General features: G+C 73.2%; 14 protein-coding genes. 12 read left to right on the forward strand and 2 right to left on the reverse strand.

What is annotated here, in order from left to right:
- Window positions 1–23: 23 nt before the first annotated feature.
- From HNR23_RS09660 to HNR23_RS09700, 9 genes are all read left to right on the forward strand, one after another.
- Window positions 24–887 carry a 3-hydroxyacyl-CoA dehydrogenase family protein gene (locus HNR23_RS09660; protein WP_184075144.1) on the forward strand — a complete coding sequence of 288 codons (864 nt, stop codon included), beginning with the start codon at window positions 24–26 and terminating at the stop codon, window positions 885–887.
- A 27-nt stretch (window positions 888–914) separates the two neighbouring features.
- Window positions 915–1,178 (forward strand): acyl carrier protein, encoded by a 264-nt coding sequence (locus tag HNR23_RS09665; RefSeq protein WP_184075146.1) that lies wholly within the window; start codon window positions 915–917, stop codon window positions 1,176–1,178.
- A 5-nt stretch (window positions 1,179–1,183) separates the two neighbouring features.
- On the forward strand, window positions 1,184–2,359 hold the full coding sequence (locus HNR23_RS27460; RefSeq protein ID WP_184075148.1) for an acyl-CoA dehydrogenase family protein: 1,176 nt from the start codon (window positions 1,184–1,186) through the stop codon (window positions 2,357–2,359).
- The gene (locus tag HNR23_RS09675; protein ID WP_184075150.1) at window positions 2,356–3,471 is read left to right on the forward strand and encodes an HAD-IIIC family phosphatase; all 1,116 of its coding nucleotides are present in this window, start codon (window positions 2,356–2,358) and stop codon (window positions 3,469–3,471) included. The genes HNR23_RS27460 and HNR23_RS09675 overlap by 4 nt, the downstream gene beginning before the upstream one ends.
- A gap of 167 nt (window positions 3,472–3,638) precedes the next feature.
- Window positions 3,639–4,826, forward strand: coding sequence for an oxygenase MpaB family protein (locus HNR23_RS09680; protein WP_184075152.1), 1,188 nt, complete (start codon window positions 3,639–3,641; stop codon window positions 4,824–4,826).
- Between the two features lie 243 nt (window positions 4,827–5,069).
- On the forward strand, window positions 5,070–5,498 hold the full coding sequence (locus tag HNR23_RS09685; RefSeq protein WP_184075154.1) for a cupredoxin domain-containing protein: 429 nt from the start codon (window positions 5,070–5,072) through the stop codon (window positions 5,496–5,498).
- Window positions 5,499–5,648: 150 nt separating this feature from the next.
- Complete coding sequence (locus tag HNR23_RS09690) at window positions 5,649–6,071, forward strand: hypothetical protein (protein ID WP_184075155.1); 423 nt, start codon at window positions 5,649–5,651, stop codon at window positions 6,069–6,071.
- A 354-nt stretch (window positions 6,072–6,425) separates the two neighbouring features.
- The gene (locus HNR23_RS09695) at window positions 6,426–7,553 is read left to right on the forward strand and encodes a hypothetical protein (RefSeq protein ID WP_184075156.1); all 1,128 of its coding nucleotides are present in this window, start codon (window positions 6,426–6,428) and stop codon (window positions 7,551–7,553) included.
- 229 nt (window positions 7,554–7,782) lie between these two features.
- Window positions 7,783–8,946 (forward strand): N-acetylmuramoyl-L-alanine amidase, encoded by a 1,164-nt coding sequence (locus tag HNR23_RS09700; RefSeq protein WP_184075158.1) that lies wholly within the window; start codon window positions 7,783–7,785, stop codon window positions 8,944–8,946.
- A gap of 55 nt (window positions 8,947–9,001) precedes the next feature.
- On the opposite strand, the gene HNR23_RS09705 is transcribed toward HNR23_RS09700, so the two are convergent.
- Both HNR23_RS09705 and HNR23_RS09710 read right to left on the reverse strand, forming a co-directional pair.
- Window positions 9,002–10,108 (reverse strand): iron chelate uptake ABC transporter family permease subunit, encoded by a 1,107-nt coding sequence (locus HNR23_RS09705; protein ID WP_184075160.1) that lies wholly within the window; start codon window positions 10,106–10,108, stop codon window positions 9,002–9,004.
- Complete coding sequence (locus HNR23_RS09710; RefSeq protein ID WP_184075162.1) at window positions 10,105–11,172, reverse strand: iron chelate uptake ABC transporter family permease subunit; 1,068 nt, start codon at window positions 11,170–11,172, stop codon at window positions 10,105–10,107. Before HNR23_RS09710 ends, HNR23_RS09705 begins: the two co-directional genes overlap by 4 nt.
- 684 nt (window positions 11,173–11,856) lie before the next feature.
- On the opposite strand from HNR23_RS09710, the gene HNR23_RS09715 reads away from it, so the two are divergent.
- From HNR23_RS09715 to pgi, 3 genes are all read left to right on the forward strand, one after another.
- Window positions 11,857–13,626 carry an ABC transporter ATP-binding protein gene (locus tag HNR23_RS09715; RefSeq protein WP_343070501.1) on the forward strand — a complete coding sequence of 590 codons (1,770 nt, stop codon included), beginning with the start codon at window positions 11,857–11,859 and terminating at the stop codon, window positions 13,624–13,626.
- Between the two features lie 79 nt (window positions 13,627–13,705).
- Window positions 13,706–15,487 (forward strand): ABC transporter ATP-binding protein, encoded by a 1,782-nt coding sequence (locus HNR23_RS09720; protein WP_184075164.1) that lies wholly within the window; start codon window positions 13,706–13,708, stop codon window positions 15,485–15,487.
- A gap of 150 nt (window positions 15,488–15,637) precedes the next feature.
- A complete protein-coding gene (gene pgi / locus HNR23_RS09725; RefSeq protein ID WP_184075166.1) occupies window positions 15,638–17,299 on the forward strand; it encodes a glucose-6-phosphate isomerase in 1,662 nt (553 codons plus the stop codon).
- Window positions 17,300–17,381 lie beyond the last annotated feature (82 nt).

Raw genomic sequence — 17,381 nt, forward strand, 5'->3', positions numbered from 1 at the left:
ACCGAGAGGAAGGAGTGGTCCGCATGTCAATGGACGGAACCCCGATGGTCGGAATCGTCGGCTCCGGGGTGATGGGTGTCGGCACGGCGCAGAGCCTGGTGCAGAGCGGCCATGACGTGGTCATGGTCGACCTGAACCAGGAGATCCTGGACCGGGCCGCCGCCGAGCTGGCGCGCAACATGCGGCTCAGCCGCCTGCTGGCCAAGCCGGGCCAGGAGCAGGCCGTGCCCACCGCGGGCAAGGTCTCCTATGCGGTGGAGTACGACGCGCTGGCCCCCGTGGACTTCGTGATCGAGAACATCACCGAGAAGTGGGAGCTGAAGAAGGACCTCTACCCCGTGCTGGACGAGGTGTGCCGGGCGGAGGTCTGCTTCGCCGCCAACACCTCCTGCACGTCCATCACCCGGCTGGGGTCGCTGACCGCGCGGCCGGCCCAGGTGATCGGGATGCACTTCATGAACCCGGTCCCGCTCAAGCCCGCGGTCGAGGTGATCATGGGCCACCACACCTCCGCCGACACCCTCGACACCGCCAAGGATCTGCTGGCGTCGATGGGCAAGGAGGCGATCGTGGTCAACGACTCGCCCGGCTTCGTCTCCAACCGGGTGCTGATGCCCACCATCAACGAGGCGATCTACCTGGTGCAGGAGCAGGTCGCCTCGCCCGCGGAGATCGACCGGCTCTTCGAGCGGTGCTTCGGGCACGCGATGGGGCCGCTGCAGACCGCGGACCTGATCGGGGTGGACACCATCCTGCACAGCCTCGAAGTGCTCTACGAGGACTTCAACGACAGCAAGTACCGCCCCTGCCCGCTGCTGCGCCGCATGGTCGACGCCGGGCTGCACGGCCGCAAGACCGGCCAGGGCTTCTTCACCTACCAGACCTGAACCGACCCGAGTCGATTGGGAGCGATGATGACCACAGAGCAGATCACGTCCGCCATCCGCGAGTTCATCCTCGGCCGCTACCCCGAGCTGGAGCTCCGCGACGACGAGGACATCTTCCGCCTCGGCTTCGTCAACTCGCTGTTCGCGATGGAGCTGGTGCTGTTCATCGAGAGCCACTTCCAGCTCAGCATCCCCAACGAGGAGCTCGCCTTGGACGGCTTCCGCACCGTCGACGCCATGGCCGCCCTCGTCGAGCGCACCGCCACCAGCGGTGTCGCGGCCAAGGGGTGAGGGGCGTGACCGATACCCCCGCCACCTCCCCCTTCACCCGCGAGCGCTTCCGCGCGTTCGCGGACACCGAGATCGCGCCGCACGCCGCGGAGTTCGACCGGGAGCAGCGCATCCCGACGGAACTGGTCAAGCGGCTGGCCGCGGAGGGCTTCCTGGGCGCGGTCCTGCCCACCGAGGCGGGCGGCCCCGGGATGGACATGGTGACGTTCGGCGTCCTGCACGAGGAGGTCGGGCGCGCCTGCTCCTCGGTGCGCAGCCTGCTGACGGTGCACAGCATGGTGGCCTTCGCCGTCAACCGGTGGGGCACCGCCGAGCAGCGGGCGGCCTGGTTGCCCGGCCTGGCCGACGGCACCGCGCTCGGCGCGTTCTGCCTGACCGAGCCCGGCGCCGGCAGCGACGCCGGGCGGATCGCCGCCACGGCGGAGCGCACCGGCGGCGGGTTCGTCATCAACGGCACGAAGAAGTGGATCACCGCCGGGCAGACGGCCGACGTCTACCTGGTGTTCGCCAAGGCGCCCAACGGCATGTCGGCGTTCCTGGTGGACCGCGCCACTCCGGGGCTGCGGGTGAAGCCACTGCACGACATCATGGGGACCCGCGGCAGCATGCTCGCCGAACTGGAGTTCCGCGACTGCGAGGTGGGTTCCCGGGCCCTGCTCGGCCCGGAGGGCATGGGCCTGTCGCTGGTGGGCACCGGCGCGCTGGACATCGGGCGCTACAGCGTGGCGTGCGGGTCGGTGGGCATCTCCCAGGCGTGCGTCGAGGCTTGCGCCGCCCACACCGCGCGGCGGGTGGCCGGTTCGGCGCCGCTGCGCGAACACCAGCTGATCCGGCGGATGCTCAGCGACATGGTGACCGGCCTGGAGGCCGGCAGGCTGCTGTGCCGACGTGCCGGAGCCCTCAAGGACGAGGGGGACCCCGCGACGGTGATGGCCACGTGGACGGCCAAGTACTTCGCGTCGACGGCCGCTGTGAGTGCCGCCTCCGACGCGGTGCAGATCCACGGGGCGAGCGGATTCGGCGCCGGGGCGGCGGTGGGCCGCTACTACCGGGACGCCAAGGTCATGGAGATCATCGAGGGGAGTTCGCAGATCCAGCAGCTCACGATCGCCGAGCAGGCGTTCCAGGCGGCCGCGGGTCCGCGCCCTTCCCGGTCCGCAGCTGAGGAGAAGGTGAGATGACGACCGAGCGAACCGAACCGGTGGGCGGCGACGCGGCGGGGCCGACGCTCGACGACGGCACCCCCGCCAAACCCCGCCAGGGGCGGATCAAGTGCGTGGTGTGGGACCTCGACAACACCGTGTGGGACGGCACCCTGCTGGAGGACGGCGAGGTCACCGTGCGCCCGGAGGTGGTCGAGGCGATCCGGACCCTGGACGGCCGGGGAATCCTCAACTCGATCGCCAGCCGCAACGACCACGACGCGGCGATGGAGCGCCTCACAGCGCTGGGGCTGGCCGAGTACTTTCTGTACCCGCAGATCGGCTGGAACCCCAAGTCGTCGAGTATCGCCACCATCGCCGAGCGGCTCAACCTGGGCATCGACGCGCTGGCGTTCGTCGACGACCAGCCCTTCGAGCTGGCGGAGGTGTCCTTCACCCACCCGGAGGTGATGTGCGTGGACATCGCCGAGCTCCCCGAGGCGCTGGACCGACCCGAACTGGTGCCGCGGTTCATCACCGACGAGTCGCGGCTGCGCCGCCGGATGTACCGGAGCGGGGCCGAGCGCGAAAGGGTCGAGGAGGAGTTCGAGGGCACCAACGAGGAGTTCCTGGCCTCGCTGGGGATGACGTTCACCGTCGCCCCCGCCCAGGAGGAGGACCTCAAGCGGGCCGAGGAGCTCACGGTGCGCACCAACCAGCTCAACTCCACGGGCCACACCTTCTCCTACGACGAGCTGGACGCGTTCCGCGGGTCGCCCGACCACCTGCTGCTGGTGGCCGACCTGACGGACCGGTTCGGCCCCTACGGCAAGATCGGTCTGGCCCTGGTGGAGAAGGGCGGGCGGCACTGGCGGCTGCGGCTGCTGCTGATGTCGTGCCGGGTGATGGCGCGCGGTGTGGGCGGCGTGCTGCTCAACCACGTGATGTCGCTGGCACACCGCAGTGGCGCCGGGCTGCGCGCGGACTTCGTGGAGACCGGGCGCAACCGCCAGATGTACGTCACCTACAAGTTCGCCGGGTTCCGCGAGATCCTGCGGGACGGCGACCGCACGGTCCTGGAGGCCGACCTGTCGCGGATCCAGGAGCCGCCGGAGCACCTGACGTTCCGGGCGGGACCGGAGGCCGGGTAGCCGGGCGGGCCGCGGCGGACCCCTCGCCCGCCGCGGCCCGCCTCGCACCGGGGGCCGGGCCGGTGTCCGGTTGGCGCGGGTGTCATGGGATGATCACCGCCCGAGACGCCCTACCAATCGGTAACCACGGCGTCGACGCCGTTTCCGAGATACGGAGGACCTGCCCTATGCCGCATGAGCCCGTGCCGAGCGCCCCCGCCAGACTCGTCAACGGGGAGGAAGCCCGCACGGCCCACCCGACCTCATCGATCGACCTGGTCGCCCGCGGGCTGCGGCTCGGGGACCCGGTGGCCGACGCGGTGATCGCCGAGCTCGACGCGCTGGGCCGGGAGGCCCGCGCGACCCTGGACGCGGGGCTCCGCGACGGCCTGGACTCGCTGGACTCCCCGCCCCCGGCGATCGCGGCCCTGCTGCGCGAGTGCGAGACGCCGCCCTTCTCCGTCGACACCGACATGCTCACGCGGGGCGACACCACCAGCCTGTCGGTCGACCCGTTCTGGAGCACGATCGCGTTCGCACTGGGTTCCCTGGTCCACACCTACAGCGCCCCCGGCATCGCCCGTGTGCTCACCGGCACGGGCAAGCTGACCGCGACGGCGGGACGCCGCCTGGCTGAGACCGGGCTCTGGCGCACCAACGCGATCCTGCCCGGCGGGCTGCTGCGCGGCGCCCAGGGCTACATCGACACCGTGCACGTGCGGCTGCTGCACGCCCGCGTGCGCGCCGGCGCGCTGCGCCGCGGCTGGGACTCCGACACCTGGGGGACCCCGATCAACCAGACCGACACCGCCCGCACCTGGCTCGACTTCACCGTGATCCCGTATGCGGCATTGCGCAGGGTCGGGATCGCCACGACCGCTCAGGAGGAGGCCGAGCTCTACCGCTACTGGGCGCACGTGGCCCACCTGCTCGGCCTCGACCCGGAGTGGTACCGGGACGTCACGGACCATGCCGGTGCCGACACCCTGCTGGCGGCGATCGACGCGACCAACGCCGCGCCGGACGACAACGCGCGCCGCCTGGTGGAGGCACTGATCGACGTGCTGGCCGAGGGTCCGCTGGGCAAGGCCCTGGGCATGGAGCCGGCCCAGACCCGCATCCTGCTGGCGGCGTTGACCCGGCTGTTCCAGGGGGAGGCCACCGCCGACGCGCTGGGCATCGAGCCGGTGGACGCGGCCCCGTTCCTGCCGGTGATCGCCATGGGCAACGCCCGCGCCCGGCGCTGGCAGCAGTTCAGCGCGTCCTCCAGCGAGCTGGCCCTGGTCGAGACGGTCGCCCACCGCCGCCAGGAGTTCGCAGGGCTGGGCCGGACCGAGTACCAGGCGCAGGTGGACCCCGCGGGCGCCGCGGGGTGAGGTCGGCCGCGCCGGGCCGGTGGGGCGGGGAGCACGGAGGGTGCCGCACGCACCGGTGATGTCGAGCGGGGAGCGGCGGCCTGGAATGACGTCTCTGGACCGTGTATGGCGGCGAATGTGATCTTTCGGCGCCGAGATCGAACCGTCCGGGCCGCTGGATCGTGTTCCCGTCTGAGAGCACTTTGCCTCCTGATAGGAAAAACCGACGATTCTCCCGATCGACATCGAAGGAGCTGGTCCTCCATGTCCCGCCTCGCCCTGAGTGCAGCCGCCCTCGCCGTCCTCCTCGGGCTGGCCGCATGCGGCACCGACGAGCCGGAGCCCGCCACGCAGGACGACGTCGCCGCCGAGCAGGACGCGGATAACGACACGGCCGACGACACCGATGCCGCCACCGACGCCGAAACGATCTCGGTCGACGCCGGTGAGATGTACTTCGAAGGCGTCCCGGACACCGTCCCGGCAGGGACGATCACGTTCGAACTGAACAACGTCGGCAACGCGCCGCACGACCTGGTGATCGAGGAGCACGACGACCACACCGTGGCCGAGGTGGGGCCGGGTGAGTCGGCCAGCGGCACGGTCGAGCTGGAGCCGGGTACCTACACCCTCTACTGCTCGATCGGCAACCACCGCCAGGACGGCATGGAGGTCACGATCACCGTGGAGTAGTGCGACGGGGTCCACCGGACGCCCGCACTCCCGTGGCCGGGCCGGATCGGCTGCGCCGATCCGGCCGCCCCCTTCGTTCCACCCCGCTCGCACCCCACACCGGCCGGCCCCGGCCGTCTCCGGCGGCCGGCACGACGGAGGCACCCCGCCATGTCCACGCCCCGGCCCACCCACACCCGCACCTCCTCCCTGCTGTGGCCGCTGCGCCTCACCGCGCTGCTGCACGCGGCGCTCCTCCTGGTCGAGTTCGTCACCGCCGGCCGCCTGATCATCCAGGACTACTCGGCGCTGCCCCTCCACTCGATGGGGGCGGTCGCCGTGCACATCGCCGCCGGACTCCAGGTGCTCGCCGCGGTCCTCCTGTGGCGCCCGGGAGGCGGCCCGCTGTGGCCGACCGCCGTGAGCGCCGCCGCGCTGGGCGCCGGGATCGCCCAGGCCTATTTCGGCAGCGCGCGCATGCTGGATCTGCACGTCCCCATGGCGATGCTCGTCGTCATCCTGGTGACCTGGGTCCTGGCCTGGTGCTGGACGCGATCGTCCGCCCGCACGAACGATCGAGCAGTTTCGGGCTGAATCGCCCGCAGAAACGGATGTGACGGAAGCGACCTCTTTCACTGCCGGTTCGGCATTCGATAGGGTCGCCGCAGTCACTCGGAGAGGTGGCCGGATCGCATCGGGCGATCGGCGCTGGACGGAGGCCCCCACGACAGCCCTCCCCGGCGCCGGGGCACACCTCCGCCGAACCGCGCCCCGTATGCCTGAAGCGTGCCGGGCCGCGCCCGGCGGGGTATCCCGAAAGCGCCGGGCCATCGGGCGGACGGGTGAGAAGCGCACACCACGGGGCTGCCGCACGCGGCCCCGATTCCCGGTTCAGCGCGCCCGACGTGTCCGCCGTCCTCTCGGAAGGGTGCGGAGAGGGAGGGCCCGATGGCGAAGTCCACGTGGTGGTGCCCACGGTGCGATTTCTACAACAATCTCGACCGCGGCACCTGCCTGAACTGCGGTGCCGCACACCGTGGGCCGCACACGAGGGAACCGGCGACCGCACCCGCCCCGCCCGGCGCCCCACCGTCCGCCTCCGACACCAGGATGCGGGAGGCGCCCCCGCCCGCCACGGCGTGGCGGTGCCTGACCTGCGCGAGCGGCAACGACGCCCAGGACCCGTCCTGCCGGTACTGCGGCAGCCGCCGGGCGCACGGTCCCGCCCCACGCGACCCCCGGTGGGCGCTGAACGTCCCACCCGGGCACGGACCGGGCCGGCAGCGCGCGCCCGGCGACAGCGGCGACCTGCTCGCCGGGGCCGCCGTCCCGGCCGCCCCTCCCACCGGGCCGACCGGCCCGGATCCCGCCGGCCACCCCCGCGACACCGCGGCGCCCGGGCCAGGCCGGCGCGGCGCCGCCACCGGCACCGCCCACGGGCCGGACGAACCCGAGCACGCGGAGTCCGGTCGCGGCCGCCACGCACGGTGTGCCTCGGTCCTCGGGGCCCTGCGCCACGGAAGGCTCGGCCGACGGGCGACCTCCGCGGGCCTGCTCGGCCTGCTCGTCCCGCCCGTGGTCCTGCTGCTGCTCTACGGCTGCGGCCACGACCCCGACGACGCCCCGGGCCTCGGGGCCGGCGCACCGGGGGCCGGGATCCCCGACCCGGGCGCGGACCCCGGCGCCGGCCACGGCGAGGGGCCCGCCGCCTCCGCACCGCAGGACTCCGACTGCCCGTTCCACGTCACCCGCCGGCTGCCGGAGCCGGAGGAGGCCGTGCTCGTCGAGGCGTTCATGTCGGCCGACAAGCAGATCACCCTGTGCCGCACCGCGAGCGGGAGCCTGTTCTATTACGGGGAGTACTTCGCCGAGCCGGAGAACGGGACGCTCGTGCCCGCCGAGACCACCGACGACGGCTACACCGCCGAGAGCGGCCCCTACCGCTACGAGATCGTCGGCGACGAGGTCATCGTGTTCCGGCAGGGCGAAGAGCTCTCCCGGGACCTGCTCATGCCGCTCGCCCCGCCCGGGTCGACGCCCCCGGGCACCGGATCCGACCACAGCGTGACCTCCTGACGGCGGAGCGCACGCCCAGGGGCGCGCTGCGGCCCTTCCCCGGCCGGCCGCGGGCACCGGGTTTGCCGAATCGTCATGGACACGCATCAGGAACCGCCCTCCACCGGACGCAACGTGCCGTACGGTCATGATCCGGAAATCCATCCACCCGGGTTCGGCGGTGCGGACGGCGTCGCGGACCCGTTTCCCCCACAACGGGTGGCCAGACCACCCTTGGAACGGAGACCTTGTGCGACGGCGCAACTTCCTCGCGGCGGGTGCCTCCGCCGGAGCCGCGTTCGCTGCCCTCGGCGCCACGGCGGCCGGGACGCGGGCCGCGGCGGCCGACCCGCTCCCGGCACCGGACGGTACCTCCGCCGGGCACGGCGTTCCGCAGACCCTGGTCGAGCGGTCCACCGCCGACACCTCGGCGTCCGGCATGGTGCGGCCCGAGTCGGGTTTCGACTACGTCGCGGTCAGGCCGACCGGTGGCCGGCCCGGCGACGCCGCGATCCGCTTCGAGACCCCCGGCGGCCTCACCGACTGGCGGGATCTGCACTTCCACGCCGACGGGCCCGACGACAGGCCGCGGACCCCGGCGGCGCTGGCGCCCGCACCCGAGGGGTGCACGGGCTATGAGATCCGGGCGCAAGGCACCGACCGTGCCCGGTGTGCGGCGATGAACATGCGTGACGGGGGCACGGTGCGGATGGGCGGCAGGCCCGAGGGCGAACTCTACGATGACACCGGGACCGACCCCAGGGGCGGGCGGCTCGTGCGCTACCGCACCCGGGCGGGCTGGGGCGCGGACGAGTCGCACCGGTTCGACGACGGGGGCAACGAGATCTGGCCCGCGGCCTACTCCCGGGTCCAGGCCATCACCGTGCACCACAGTGCCTGGCCCGTCGGGGACGACGCCGCCTCCAACGTACGGGCGATCTACCACCTGCACGCGGTGGAGAACGGGTGGGGCGACGTCGGCTACCACCTGCTCATCGACCCGGAGGGCACGGTCTACGAGGGGCGGTGGACCGGCAACGCCCTGATGCCGATCTTCCGCGGTGTCCCGCTGCCCGGTCAGGCGGAGGCGGTGACCGCCGGCCACGCCTTCCAGTTCAACACCGGCAACATCGGCATCTGCCTGATGGGCGACTTCACCGACGGCATGCCCACCCCCAGGGCGCAGAACAGCCTGGTGCGGACGCTGCACGCGCTGTGCCTGATCACCGGGGTCGACCCGGTGGAGGAGATCGAGTACGAGAACCCGGTCAACGGGAGGAAGGCGGTCCAGCAGGGTCTGTCCCGGCACCGGGACTGGCTGGCCACCGAGTGCCCCGGTAACACCTTCGCCGAGGAGTTCGACCGGGTGATCCGCCAGCGGGTGGCCCGGGGCCTGCCCCGCCGTCCGAGCTGACCGCACGGGACCGGCTTCCCGCGGCCGCCCGCCACCGGGCGGCCGCGGGCCGGTGTCAGCCCCGGCCCCGACGCCACTCGGTGATCAGGAGCCCGACCAGGTACAGCCCACCGATCAGGCCGGTCGCGGTGCCGACGGGCAGGGCGGCGCCGGTGAAGAGCCGCTGCACGGCGATGTCGCTCACCAGGAGCAGCAGCGCGCCCATCAGGGCCGCCGCGACCAGGCCGGGACCGGGCGAGCGGGTGAGGCGGCGGGCGAGCTGCGGGGCGGCCAGCGCCACGAACAGGATCGGCCCCGTGGCGGCCGTCGCGATCGCGGCCAGCACCACGCTGACGGCGATCAGCACCAGCCTGCTGCGCTCGGCACCGACGCCCAGCCCCTTGGCGGCGTCGTCGCCCATGGAGAGCAGGGACAGTGCCCGGCCGTGGGAGACCGCGACCGGGAGCAGAACCGCCAGGGCGAGGCCGACCGCGGCGGCCTGTTCGGTCCCGGCCGCGTTGAGGCTGCCGACCAGCCAGGCCTGGGCGGCCATCGCGTCCTGCAGGCTGGCCCGGGTGATCAGGTAGGAGTTGGCGGCCAGTGCCATGGCGGCGATGCCGATCCCGACCAGGATGAACCGGCCGCCGGCCCCGCGGGTGAAGGCCAGCAGGTAGATGAGCACGGCCGCGGCCACGCCGCCGACCAGGGCTCCGGCCGCGACCTGGAGCATGCTCCCGCCGATCAGCACGATGACGACGAGGGCTCCGGTGGCGGCGCCGTTGGTGAAGCCGATGATGTCGGGGCTGCCCAGCGGGTTGCCGGACAGCCGCTGCAGGATGGCGCCGCTGACCGCCAGGGCCGCGCCGACGAACAGCGCGGTGAGCAGGCGGGGCATGCGCAGGGTGTAGACGATGAAGTCGTGCCCGGGCGACCCCCGCCCGATGAGGGTGGCGGCCACCTCGCCGGGGGTGAGGGGGAAGTCCCCGACGGTGAGGGCGAGGACGGACATCCCCGCCAGGCCGAGGGCCATCGCGGTGCACGCCGCGGCGGTGCGCAGGTGGATCCGCAGTGCCAGCCGCTCGCCCCGGGTGCGCAGCGGGGCGTACCCGGCGGGGGTGGCGGCAGGGGTCGGCGCCGGGCCGACGGAACGGGTGCGGGGCGGGTGCCCCGGCCGCGCGCTCACAGCGCGGCCGGCCGGCGGCGACGGCACAGGGCGATGAACACGGGGGCTCCGACGAAGGCGGTGACGATTCCGACCTGCAGCTCGCCCGGCGCGCCGAGAACGCGGCCCAGGACGTCGGAGCCGAGCAGCAGGATCGGGGCGAGCAGCAGGGAGTAGGCCAGCACCCAGCGCTGGTCGGGGCCGACGATCAGCCGGGCGATGTGCGGGACGGCGAGCCCCACGAAGGTGATCGGCCCGGCTGCGGCCGTGGCGGCGCCGCACAGCAGCATGATCGCGATGGCGCCCAGGACACGGGTGCGCCGGATACGCACGCCCAGGGCGGTTCCCAGCTGGTCGCCGAGCGCCAGGGCGTTCAGCGGGCGCGCGAGGGCGAGGGCGATGATGCCGCCCGCGATGATGAACGGCGCGACGGGCAGCAGGACGTCGAGATAGCGGCCGGCCAGCGAACCGACGTTCCAGAACCGGAACTCGTCGAACGCCCGCGGATCGACCATGAGGACCGCGGTGTTGAAGGCGAAGAGCACGGCGGTGATCGCCGCGCCCGCGAGCACGAGCCGGTCGGGGGTGGCGGCCCGCCCTCCGGTGGAGCCGATGGCGTAGACGGCGGCGGAGGCGATCACCGCTCCGGCGAAGGCGAACCAGACGTATCCGCTGACCGCCGAGACGCCGCAGAACGCGATCGCGACGACCACCCCGGTGGAGGCTCCCAGGCTCACGCCGAGGATTCCGGGATCGGCCAGCGGGTTACGGGTGAGCGCCTGCATCAGCGCACCGGAGAGGCCCAGCGCGATGCCCACGAGCGCGCCGAGGACCGTCCTGGGGATCCGGTAGTCGTGCACGATGACGGCGTCGCGCGACCCGTCTGGGTGCCGGAGTACCTCCCACACCGTGCGCAGCGGGATGTCCTGGGCGCCCGCGGCGATGCTGAGCAGGACTACGGCCGCCAGCGCGAGGAGGGCCACCGCTATCCCCAGCCGCCGGACCACGGGACGGGGGCCCCGGCGCTCCGTGCGCTCCTCGGGGTCGGCGACGCTCCTCTCCTGTGAGTGAGCGGTGACCGACACCGGCGACCTCCTGAAGGGGTGACGCGGCACCCGCGCTGTTTCTAAGGTGAGGCTAACCGAACCGAGATGCTAGCGGAGATCCCGACCAGGGTCCAACGCCGGGCGCGCATGCCGCGGATCACCCGGGGCCTCACGGCCGCACCCCTCCCCCACCGACCGCCTCGTGCACTGTGTCGGGAACGTGGGGCGGTGAGGGCGGCCACGCGCCCACTCCCGTCTTCGTTGATCTCGGAGATACTGGGGCAAAGATCGCCCACGAAGCCCCAATATCCCTGAGATCAACGGATGAGGTGGAAAGGGACGGCCGGAAGCCCGTGTGTCCGCTTCGCGTAGAGCTCTTTCCGCGAACCGGGAGCCCCCCTACCCCTCCCCGAAGGTGACCCTGGGCGGGCATCTCATGGTGTCCGGTTCGCCGGACTATTCCCCGTGATCACCGCAGGGAGTGGTTCTGCTTCGACCCGATCCCCCGATCCGAGCACCCCCGCCCGCACCCGGCCGGGCCAGCCCCACGGGAGAGCACCGTAGGGGACGCGTCGCGTCGTAGGGGGCGCCCTCGCATTGGTCCTGGTCGGTCGGTCTTGGGAGATCCCTGCATCCACCGAATGCGCGCAGTCGATTCTTAGACTAGCCTTACCTAACTGCTTGTCCATGGTGCCGGGTGGCCCGCCGGAGGGATGTGGAGTGGTGCGCGCAGAACGGCCCGCCGAGGTCACAGACGACCCCGCGCCGACCGGACGGCGGGTGGTGCTGCGCTCGTTGTCGGGGCAGCGGCGGCTCGTCGCCGGGGCCTCGCTGCTCGCCGCGTCGCACCAGGCATGCGAAGCCCTGGTCCCGGTCGTGATCGGTGTGCTGATCGACCAGGCGGTGGCCCCCGGTTCGCTCGGCGCGCTGGTGCGGTGGCTGGTGGTCCTCGCGGCCCTCTTCGCCGTGCTCTCCTTCAGCTACCGCCACGCCGCCCGCGCCGCGGAACGGGCCGCCGAGCAGGCCGCGCACCGGCTGAGGATCGAACTGGGCGAGCGGGTTCTCGACCCCCGGGGCGGGGCCGAAGCGGGCCGGCTGCCCGGCGCCCTGGTCAACATCGCGACCGACGACGCCCGCCGCGTCGGGCGCATCAACAGCGCCCTGCCCTTCGGCGTCGCGGGCCTGGCCGGGCTGCTGGTCAGCTCGGTGGCACTGCTGCTGATCTCGGTTCCGCTGGGGCTGCTGGTACTGCTGGGCACCCCGCCGCTGCTGTGGCTCGCGCACCTCATCGGCCGCCCGCTGGAGCGCCGCAGCGGCGCGGAGCAGGAGCGGGCCGCCTACGCCTCCGGGACCGCCGCCGACCTCGTCACCGGACTGCGGGTGCTCAAGGGGCTCGGCACCGAGTCCGCGGCCGTCGCCCGCTACCGGGAGGCGAGCCGCGACTCACTGGCCGCCACACTGCGCGCCACCCGCGCCCAGGCCGGGCACGACGGGGCGCTCCTCGCGCTCACCGGCCTGTTCATCGCCCTCGTCGCCCTGGTCGGCGGCCGCCTGGCCATCGGCGGCACCATCAGCATCGGAGACCTGGTCGCAGCGGTCGGCCTCGCGCAGTTCCTCCTCGGCCCCTTCCAGATCTTCGCGTGGGTCAACGGCATGCTGGCCCAGGGCCGCGCCTCCGCCCGGCGGGTGGCCTCCGTCCTGGCCGCTCCCCCGGCGGTGTCGGCCGGGAACGGCCGACTTCCGGAGAACGTCGCCGGGCACCTGCGGCTGACCGGCGTCGCACACAAGGCGCTCACGGGCGTCGACCTCGACATCGCCCCGGGGCGCCTGACCGGCATCGTGGCACCGGACCCGGCCGCGGCATCGGCGCTACTGGAGTGCCTGGGCCGGGACGCCGACCCATCGGCCGGGGTGGTCGAACTGGACGGCGTGGAACTGGCGGACCTGCACCCCGGCGACGTCCGCGCCGCGGTCCTGGTCGCCGCGCACGACGCCGACCTGTTCGAGGGGTCCCTGCTGGAGAACGTCACCGCGGCGGCCGGCGCGAACCCCCCGGGCGACGGGGTGGACACGCTCGCCGAACGGGCGGCACTGGACGCCGGGGTGCGGCGGGCACTGGACGCCTCGGCCACCGACGAAGTCGCCCGCGCCCTGCCGCAGGGTGTCGACACGGCCGTCACCGAACGCGGCCGGTCCCTGTCCGGCGGGCAGCGCCAGCGCGTCGCCCTCGCACGGGCGCTCGCCGCCGACCCCCCGGTGCTGGTGGTCCACGACCCGACCACGGCCGTCGACGCGGTCACCGAGGCCCGGATCGCCGCCGCGATCACCGAGGTACGCCGGGGCCGCACGACGGTCCTGGTCACGACCAGCCCGGCACTGCTCGCAACGGCCCACCGCGTGGCCCTCATCGACGACGGTGCCGTGGCCGCCGAGGGAACGCACCGCGACCTGCTGCAGGCGCACCCCGCCTACCGCTCGGCGGTGCTCACCTGACCCCGCCGGCGCCGGCCGCGTACGGCCGCCCCTTCACCTTCCCCGTGCCCACCCACGACTGCAGAGGGACACACCCCCGATGACCGCGACGTCCGACTCGGCACGAGCCCTGCTGCCCACCGCCACCGGCGCGCGGACCACCAGGGTGGTGGTCGGGCTGCTCGCGGGAAGGCGGCTGCTCGCCCTCGGCGCGCTCCTGACGATGGTCGTGGCCACCGCCATCGGACTGCTCACCGCCCCGCTCCTCGGCCACATCGTCGACGTCGTCGTCGGCCGGGGCGGGGCCGGAGCCCTGACCGTGCCCGTGGTGCTGCTGGCCGTGGTGGCGCTGACCCGCGGGGCGGTGACCGCGCTGGGGCTGGCGCTGGTCGCCCGGCTCGGCGAGGGCATGCTGGCCACGCTGCGCGAGCGGTTCATCGCGCGGGCCCTGCACCTTCCGCTTGAGCAGGTGGAGCAGGCCGGGTCCGGCGACCTGACCGCGCGGGTGACCAGTGACGTGGCCGAGGTCGCCAAGTCGGTCCGCGAGGCCCTGCCCGAACTGGGCCGCTCGCTGCTGACGATCGCCCTCACCCTCGGCGCGCTGGCCGTCCTCGACCGGCGGTTCCTCCTCGCCGCGCTGCTGGCCGCCCCCATCCAACTGCTGACCGTGCGCTGGTACCTGCGCCGGGCCGTCCCGCTCTACGCCGCCCAGCGCGTCGCCGTCGGCGCCCGGCAGCAGCAGCTCCTCGACACGGTCGGCGGTGCGCGGACGGTGCGCGCGTTCCGGCTCACCGACGACCACATCGAGCGGGTCACCCGGCGCTCGCAGGGCGCCGTCGACCTGTCGCTGCGCGGGATCCGGCTGGTCACCGGCTTCTTCGCGCGCCTGAACCTCGCCGAGTACGTGGGCCTCGGCGCAGTGCTGGCGACCGGCTTCCTCCTGGTCGGCACCGGCTCGGTGAGCATCGGCACGGCGACCGCGGCGGCACTCTACTTCCACAGCCTCTTCAACCCGATCAACGCCGCCCTCGTCCTGCTCGACGACGCGCAGAAGGCCGGGGCGAGCCTGTCCCGGATCGTCGGCGTGGCGGACCTGCCCGGCGAGGCCGACGGCACGGCGGCGAACCCGGTCGTGCCGGTCGACGCCTCGGTCAAGGCGGCCGGGCTCGGCCACGCCTACACGCCGGGCCACGACATCCTGCGCGACGTCGACCTGCACATCGGCGCGGGTGAGCGGGTCGCGCTGGTCGGGGCCAGCGGCGCGGGCAAGACCACCCTTGCCAAGCTGATCGCCGGCATCCACCGGCCCACCTCCGGGACGGTCACGCTGGGCGGTGTGGGCACCGACGAGCTCGATCCCGCCTCCATCCGCGCCACCGTCGGGCTGATCAGCCAGGAGGTGCACGTCTTCGCCGGGCCGCTGCGCGAGGACCTGCGGCTGGCCCGGCCCGGCGCCACCGACGCCCAGCTGCGCGCCGCGCTGGCCCGCGTCGGTGCGCTGGCCTGGGTCGACGCCCTCCCCGACGGCCTGTCCACGGTGGTCGGCGACGGCGGGTACCGGTTGACGGTGGCCCAGGCCCAGCAGCTGGCGCTGGTGCGGCTGGTCCTCACCGACCCACCGGTCGCCATCCTCGACGAGGCCACCGCGGATGCGGGCAGCGCGGGCGCCCGCGAACTGGAGGAGGCCGCCGCCCGCGCGCTGGAGGGACGCACCGCGCTGCTCGTGGCCCACCGCCTCACCCAGGCGGCCTCCGCCGACCGGGTCGTGGTGCTGGACGCCGGCCGGGTCGTGGAGACGGGCACCCACGACGAACTCGTCGCGGCCGGAGGACGCTACGCCGCCCTGTGGGAGGTGTGGTCGGACAACCGTCCCGACACGTGACACCGCAGCGCCCCGACCTGCCCCACCGCACCGTGCGAGCGTGTGACCTGGGCCGCTTCTCCCACGACCGGTGGTCTGGTCTAGGCCAATGTGTGGTACACACCGGGCGGAGGCTTTTTGAGTCACGTCCCTGGGACAAGGAGCGGAGCCATGCCGGAATCGAGCCCTGCGGGTGACACCCGCCTGGATCAGCGTGCGGAGTGGAAGGCGCTGGCCGAGCACCGCGAGAAGCTGGGGGACACCCACCTGCGGGAGCTGTTCGACACCGACCCCGGGCGGGCCGGACGCTACGGCCTGCAGGTCGGCGACCTCCACCTCGACTACTCCAAGCACCTGGTCACCGACGAGACACTGCGGCTGCTGCGCGAGGTGGCCGCGGCCACCGGGGTGAGCCGGCTGCGGGACGCGATGTTCCGCGGCGAGAAGATCAACTTCACCGAGGACCGCGCCGTACTGCACACCGCGCTGCGCGCACCGCGCGACGCCGTGATCGAGGTCGACGGGCACGACGTCGTCCCCGACGTCCACGCCGTGCTGGACCGTATGTCCGGCTTCGCCGAGCGCGTGCGGTCCGGCGCGTGGACGGGCCACACCGGTGAGCGCATCACCCGGGTCGTCAACATCGGCATCGGCGGCTCCGACCTGGGACCGGCCATGGCCTATGAGGCGCTCCTCCCCTTCACCGCGCGCGGACTCGACGTGCGCTTCGTGTCCAACGTCGACGGCGCCGACCTGCACGAGGCGCTGCGCGACGCCGACCCCGAACGGACGCTGTTCATCGTCGCGTCCAAGACGTTCACCACCATCGAGACCATCACGAACGCCACCTCGGCGCGCGCGTGGCTGCTCGGTCGGCTGGGCGGCGACGCCTCCGCTGTGGCCAAGCACTTCGTGGCGGTGTCCACCAACGCGGAGAAGGTCACCGAGTTCGGCATCGACACCGCCAACATGTTCGAGTTCTGGGACTGGGTGGGCGGCCGCTACTCCTACGACTCGGCGATCGGGCTGTCACTGATGGTCGCGATCGGCCCCGACCGGTTCCGCGAGATGCTCGACGGCTTCCGGCTGATGGACGAGCACTTCCGCACCGCCCCGGCCGAGGCCAACGCGCCCCTGCTGCTCGGCCTGCTCGGGATCTGGTACGGCGCGTTCTTCGGTGCCCAGTCGCACGCGGTGCTGCCCTACAGCCACTACCTGTCGCGGTTCACCGCCTACCTGCAGCAGCTCGACATGGAGTCCAACGGCAAGGCCACCGACCGGGCCGGGCGGCCCGTGGCCTGGCAGACCGGGCCGGTCGTGTGGGGCACGCCGGGCACCAACGGACAGCACGCCTACTACCAGCTGCTGCACCAGGGCACGAAGATGGTCCCGGCCGACCTCATCGGCTTCGCCCGCCCGTCGGCCGAGCTCGGCCCCGAGCTGGAGGCCCAGCACGACCTGCTGATGAGCAACATGTTCGCCCAGGGCCAAGCCCTGGCGTTCGGGAAGACCGCCGGAGAGGTGGCCGCCGAGGGCGTGGCGGACGAACTGGTGCCGCACCGCACCTTCCCCGGCAACCGCCCGACCACCACCATCCTGGCCGCCGAGCTGACCCCCTCGGTGCTCGGCCAGCTCATCGCGCTCTACGAGCACAAGGTCTTCGTGCAGGGCGCCGTGTGGGGCGTCAACAGCTTCGACCAGTGGGGCGTCGAACTCGGCAAGGTCCTGGCCAAGCGCGTCGAACCCGCCCTGTCCGAGGGCGCCGAGGTCGGCGGCCTGGACACCTCCACGGCGAACCTCGTCGCCCGCTACCGCGAACTGCGCGGGCGATGAGCGGCGGGGCCGGGTAGCCGCCGCGGGCGTGTCCGCCCCCGCCTCTTCTCCCGAGGCGGGGGCGGACACGTCCGGCGTCCTG

Origin of the sequence: Nocardiopsis mwathae, assembly GCF_014201195.1 — a bacterium.
In the GTDB taxonomy this organism is placed as follows: Bacteria; Actinomycetota; Actinomycetes; order Streptosporangiales; family Streptosporangiaceae; genus Nocardiopsis_C; species Nocardiopsis_C mwathae.

Bases quoted from the DNA above. Each gene is read 5' to 3' on its own strand.
- HNR23_RS09660 (WP_184075144.1), top strand. From the start codon at position 24: ATGTCAATGGACGGAACCCCGATGGTCGGAATCGTCGGCTCCGGGGTG.
- HNR23_RS09665 (WP_184075146.1), top strand. From the start codon at position 915: ATGACCACAGAGCAGATCACGTCCGCCATCCGCGAGTTCATCCTCGGC.
- HNR23_RS09675 (WP_184075150.1), top strand. From the start codon at position 2,356: ATGACGACCGAGCGAACCGAACCGGTGGGCGGCGACGCGGCGGGGCCG.
- HNR23_RS09680 (WP_184075152.1), top strand. From the start codon at position 3,639: ATGCCGCATGAGCCCGTGCCGAGCGCCCCCGCCAGACTCGTCAACGGG.
- HNR23_RS09685 (WP_184075154.1), top strand. From the start codon at position 5,070: ATGTCCCGCCTCGCCCTGAGTGCAGCCGCCCTCGCCGTCCTCCTCGGG.
- HNR23_RS09690 (WP_184075155.1), top strand. From the start codon at position 5,649: ATGTCCACGCCCCGGCCCACCCACACCCGCACCTCCTCCCTGCTGTGG.
- HNR23_RS09695 (WP_184075156.1), top strand. From the start codon at position 6,426: ATGGCGAAGTCCACGTGGTGGTGCCCACGGTGCGATTTCTACAACAAT.
- HNR23_RS09720 (WP_184075164.1), top strand. From the start codon at position 13,706: ATGACCGCGACGTCCGACTCGGCACGAGCCCTGCTGCCCACCGCCACC.
- pgi (WP_184075166.1), top strand. From the start codon at position 15,638: ATGCCGGAATCGAGCCCTGCGGGTGACACCCGCCTGGATCAGCGTGCG.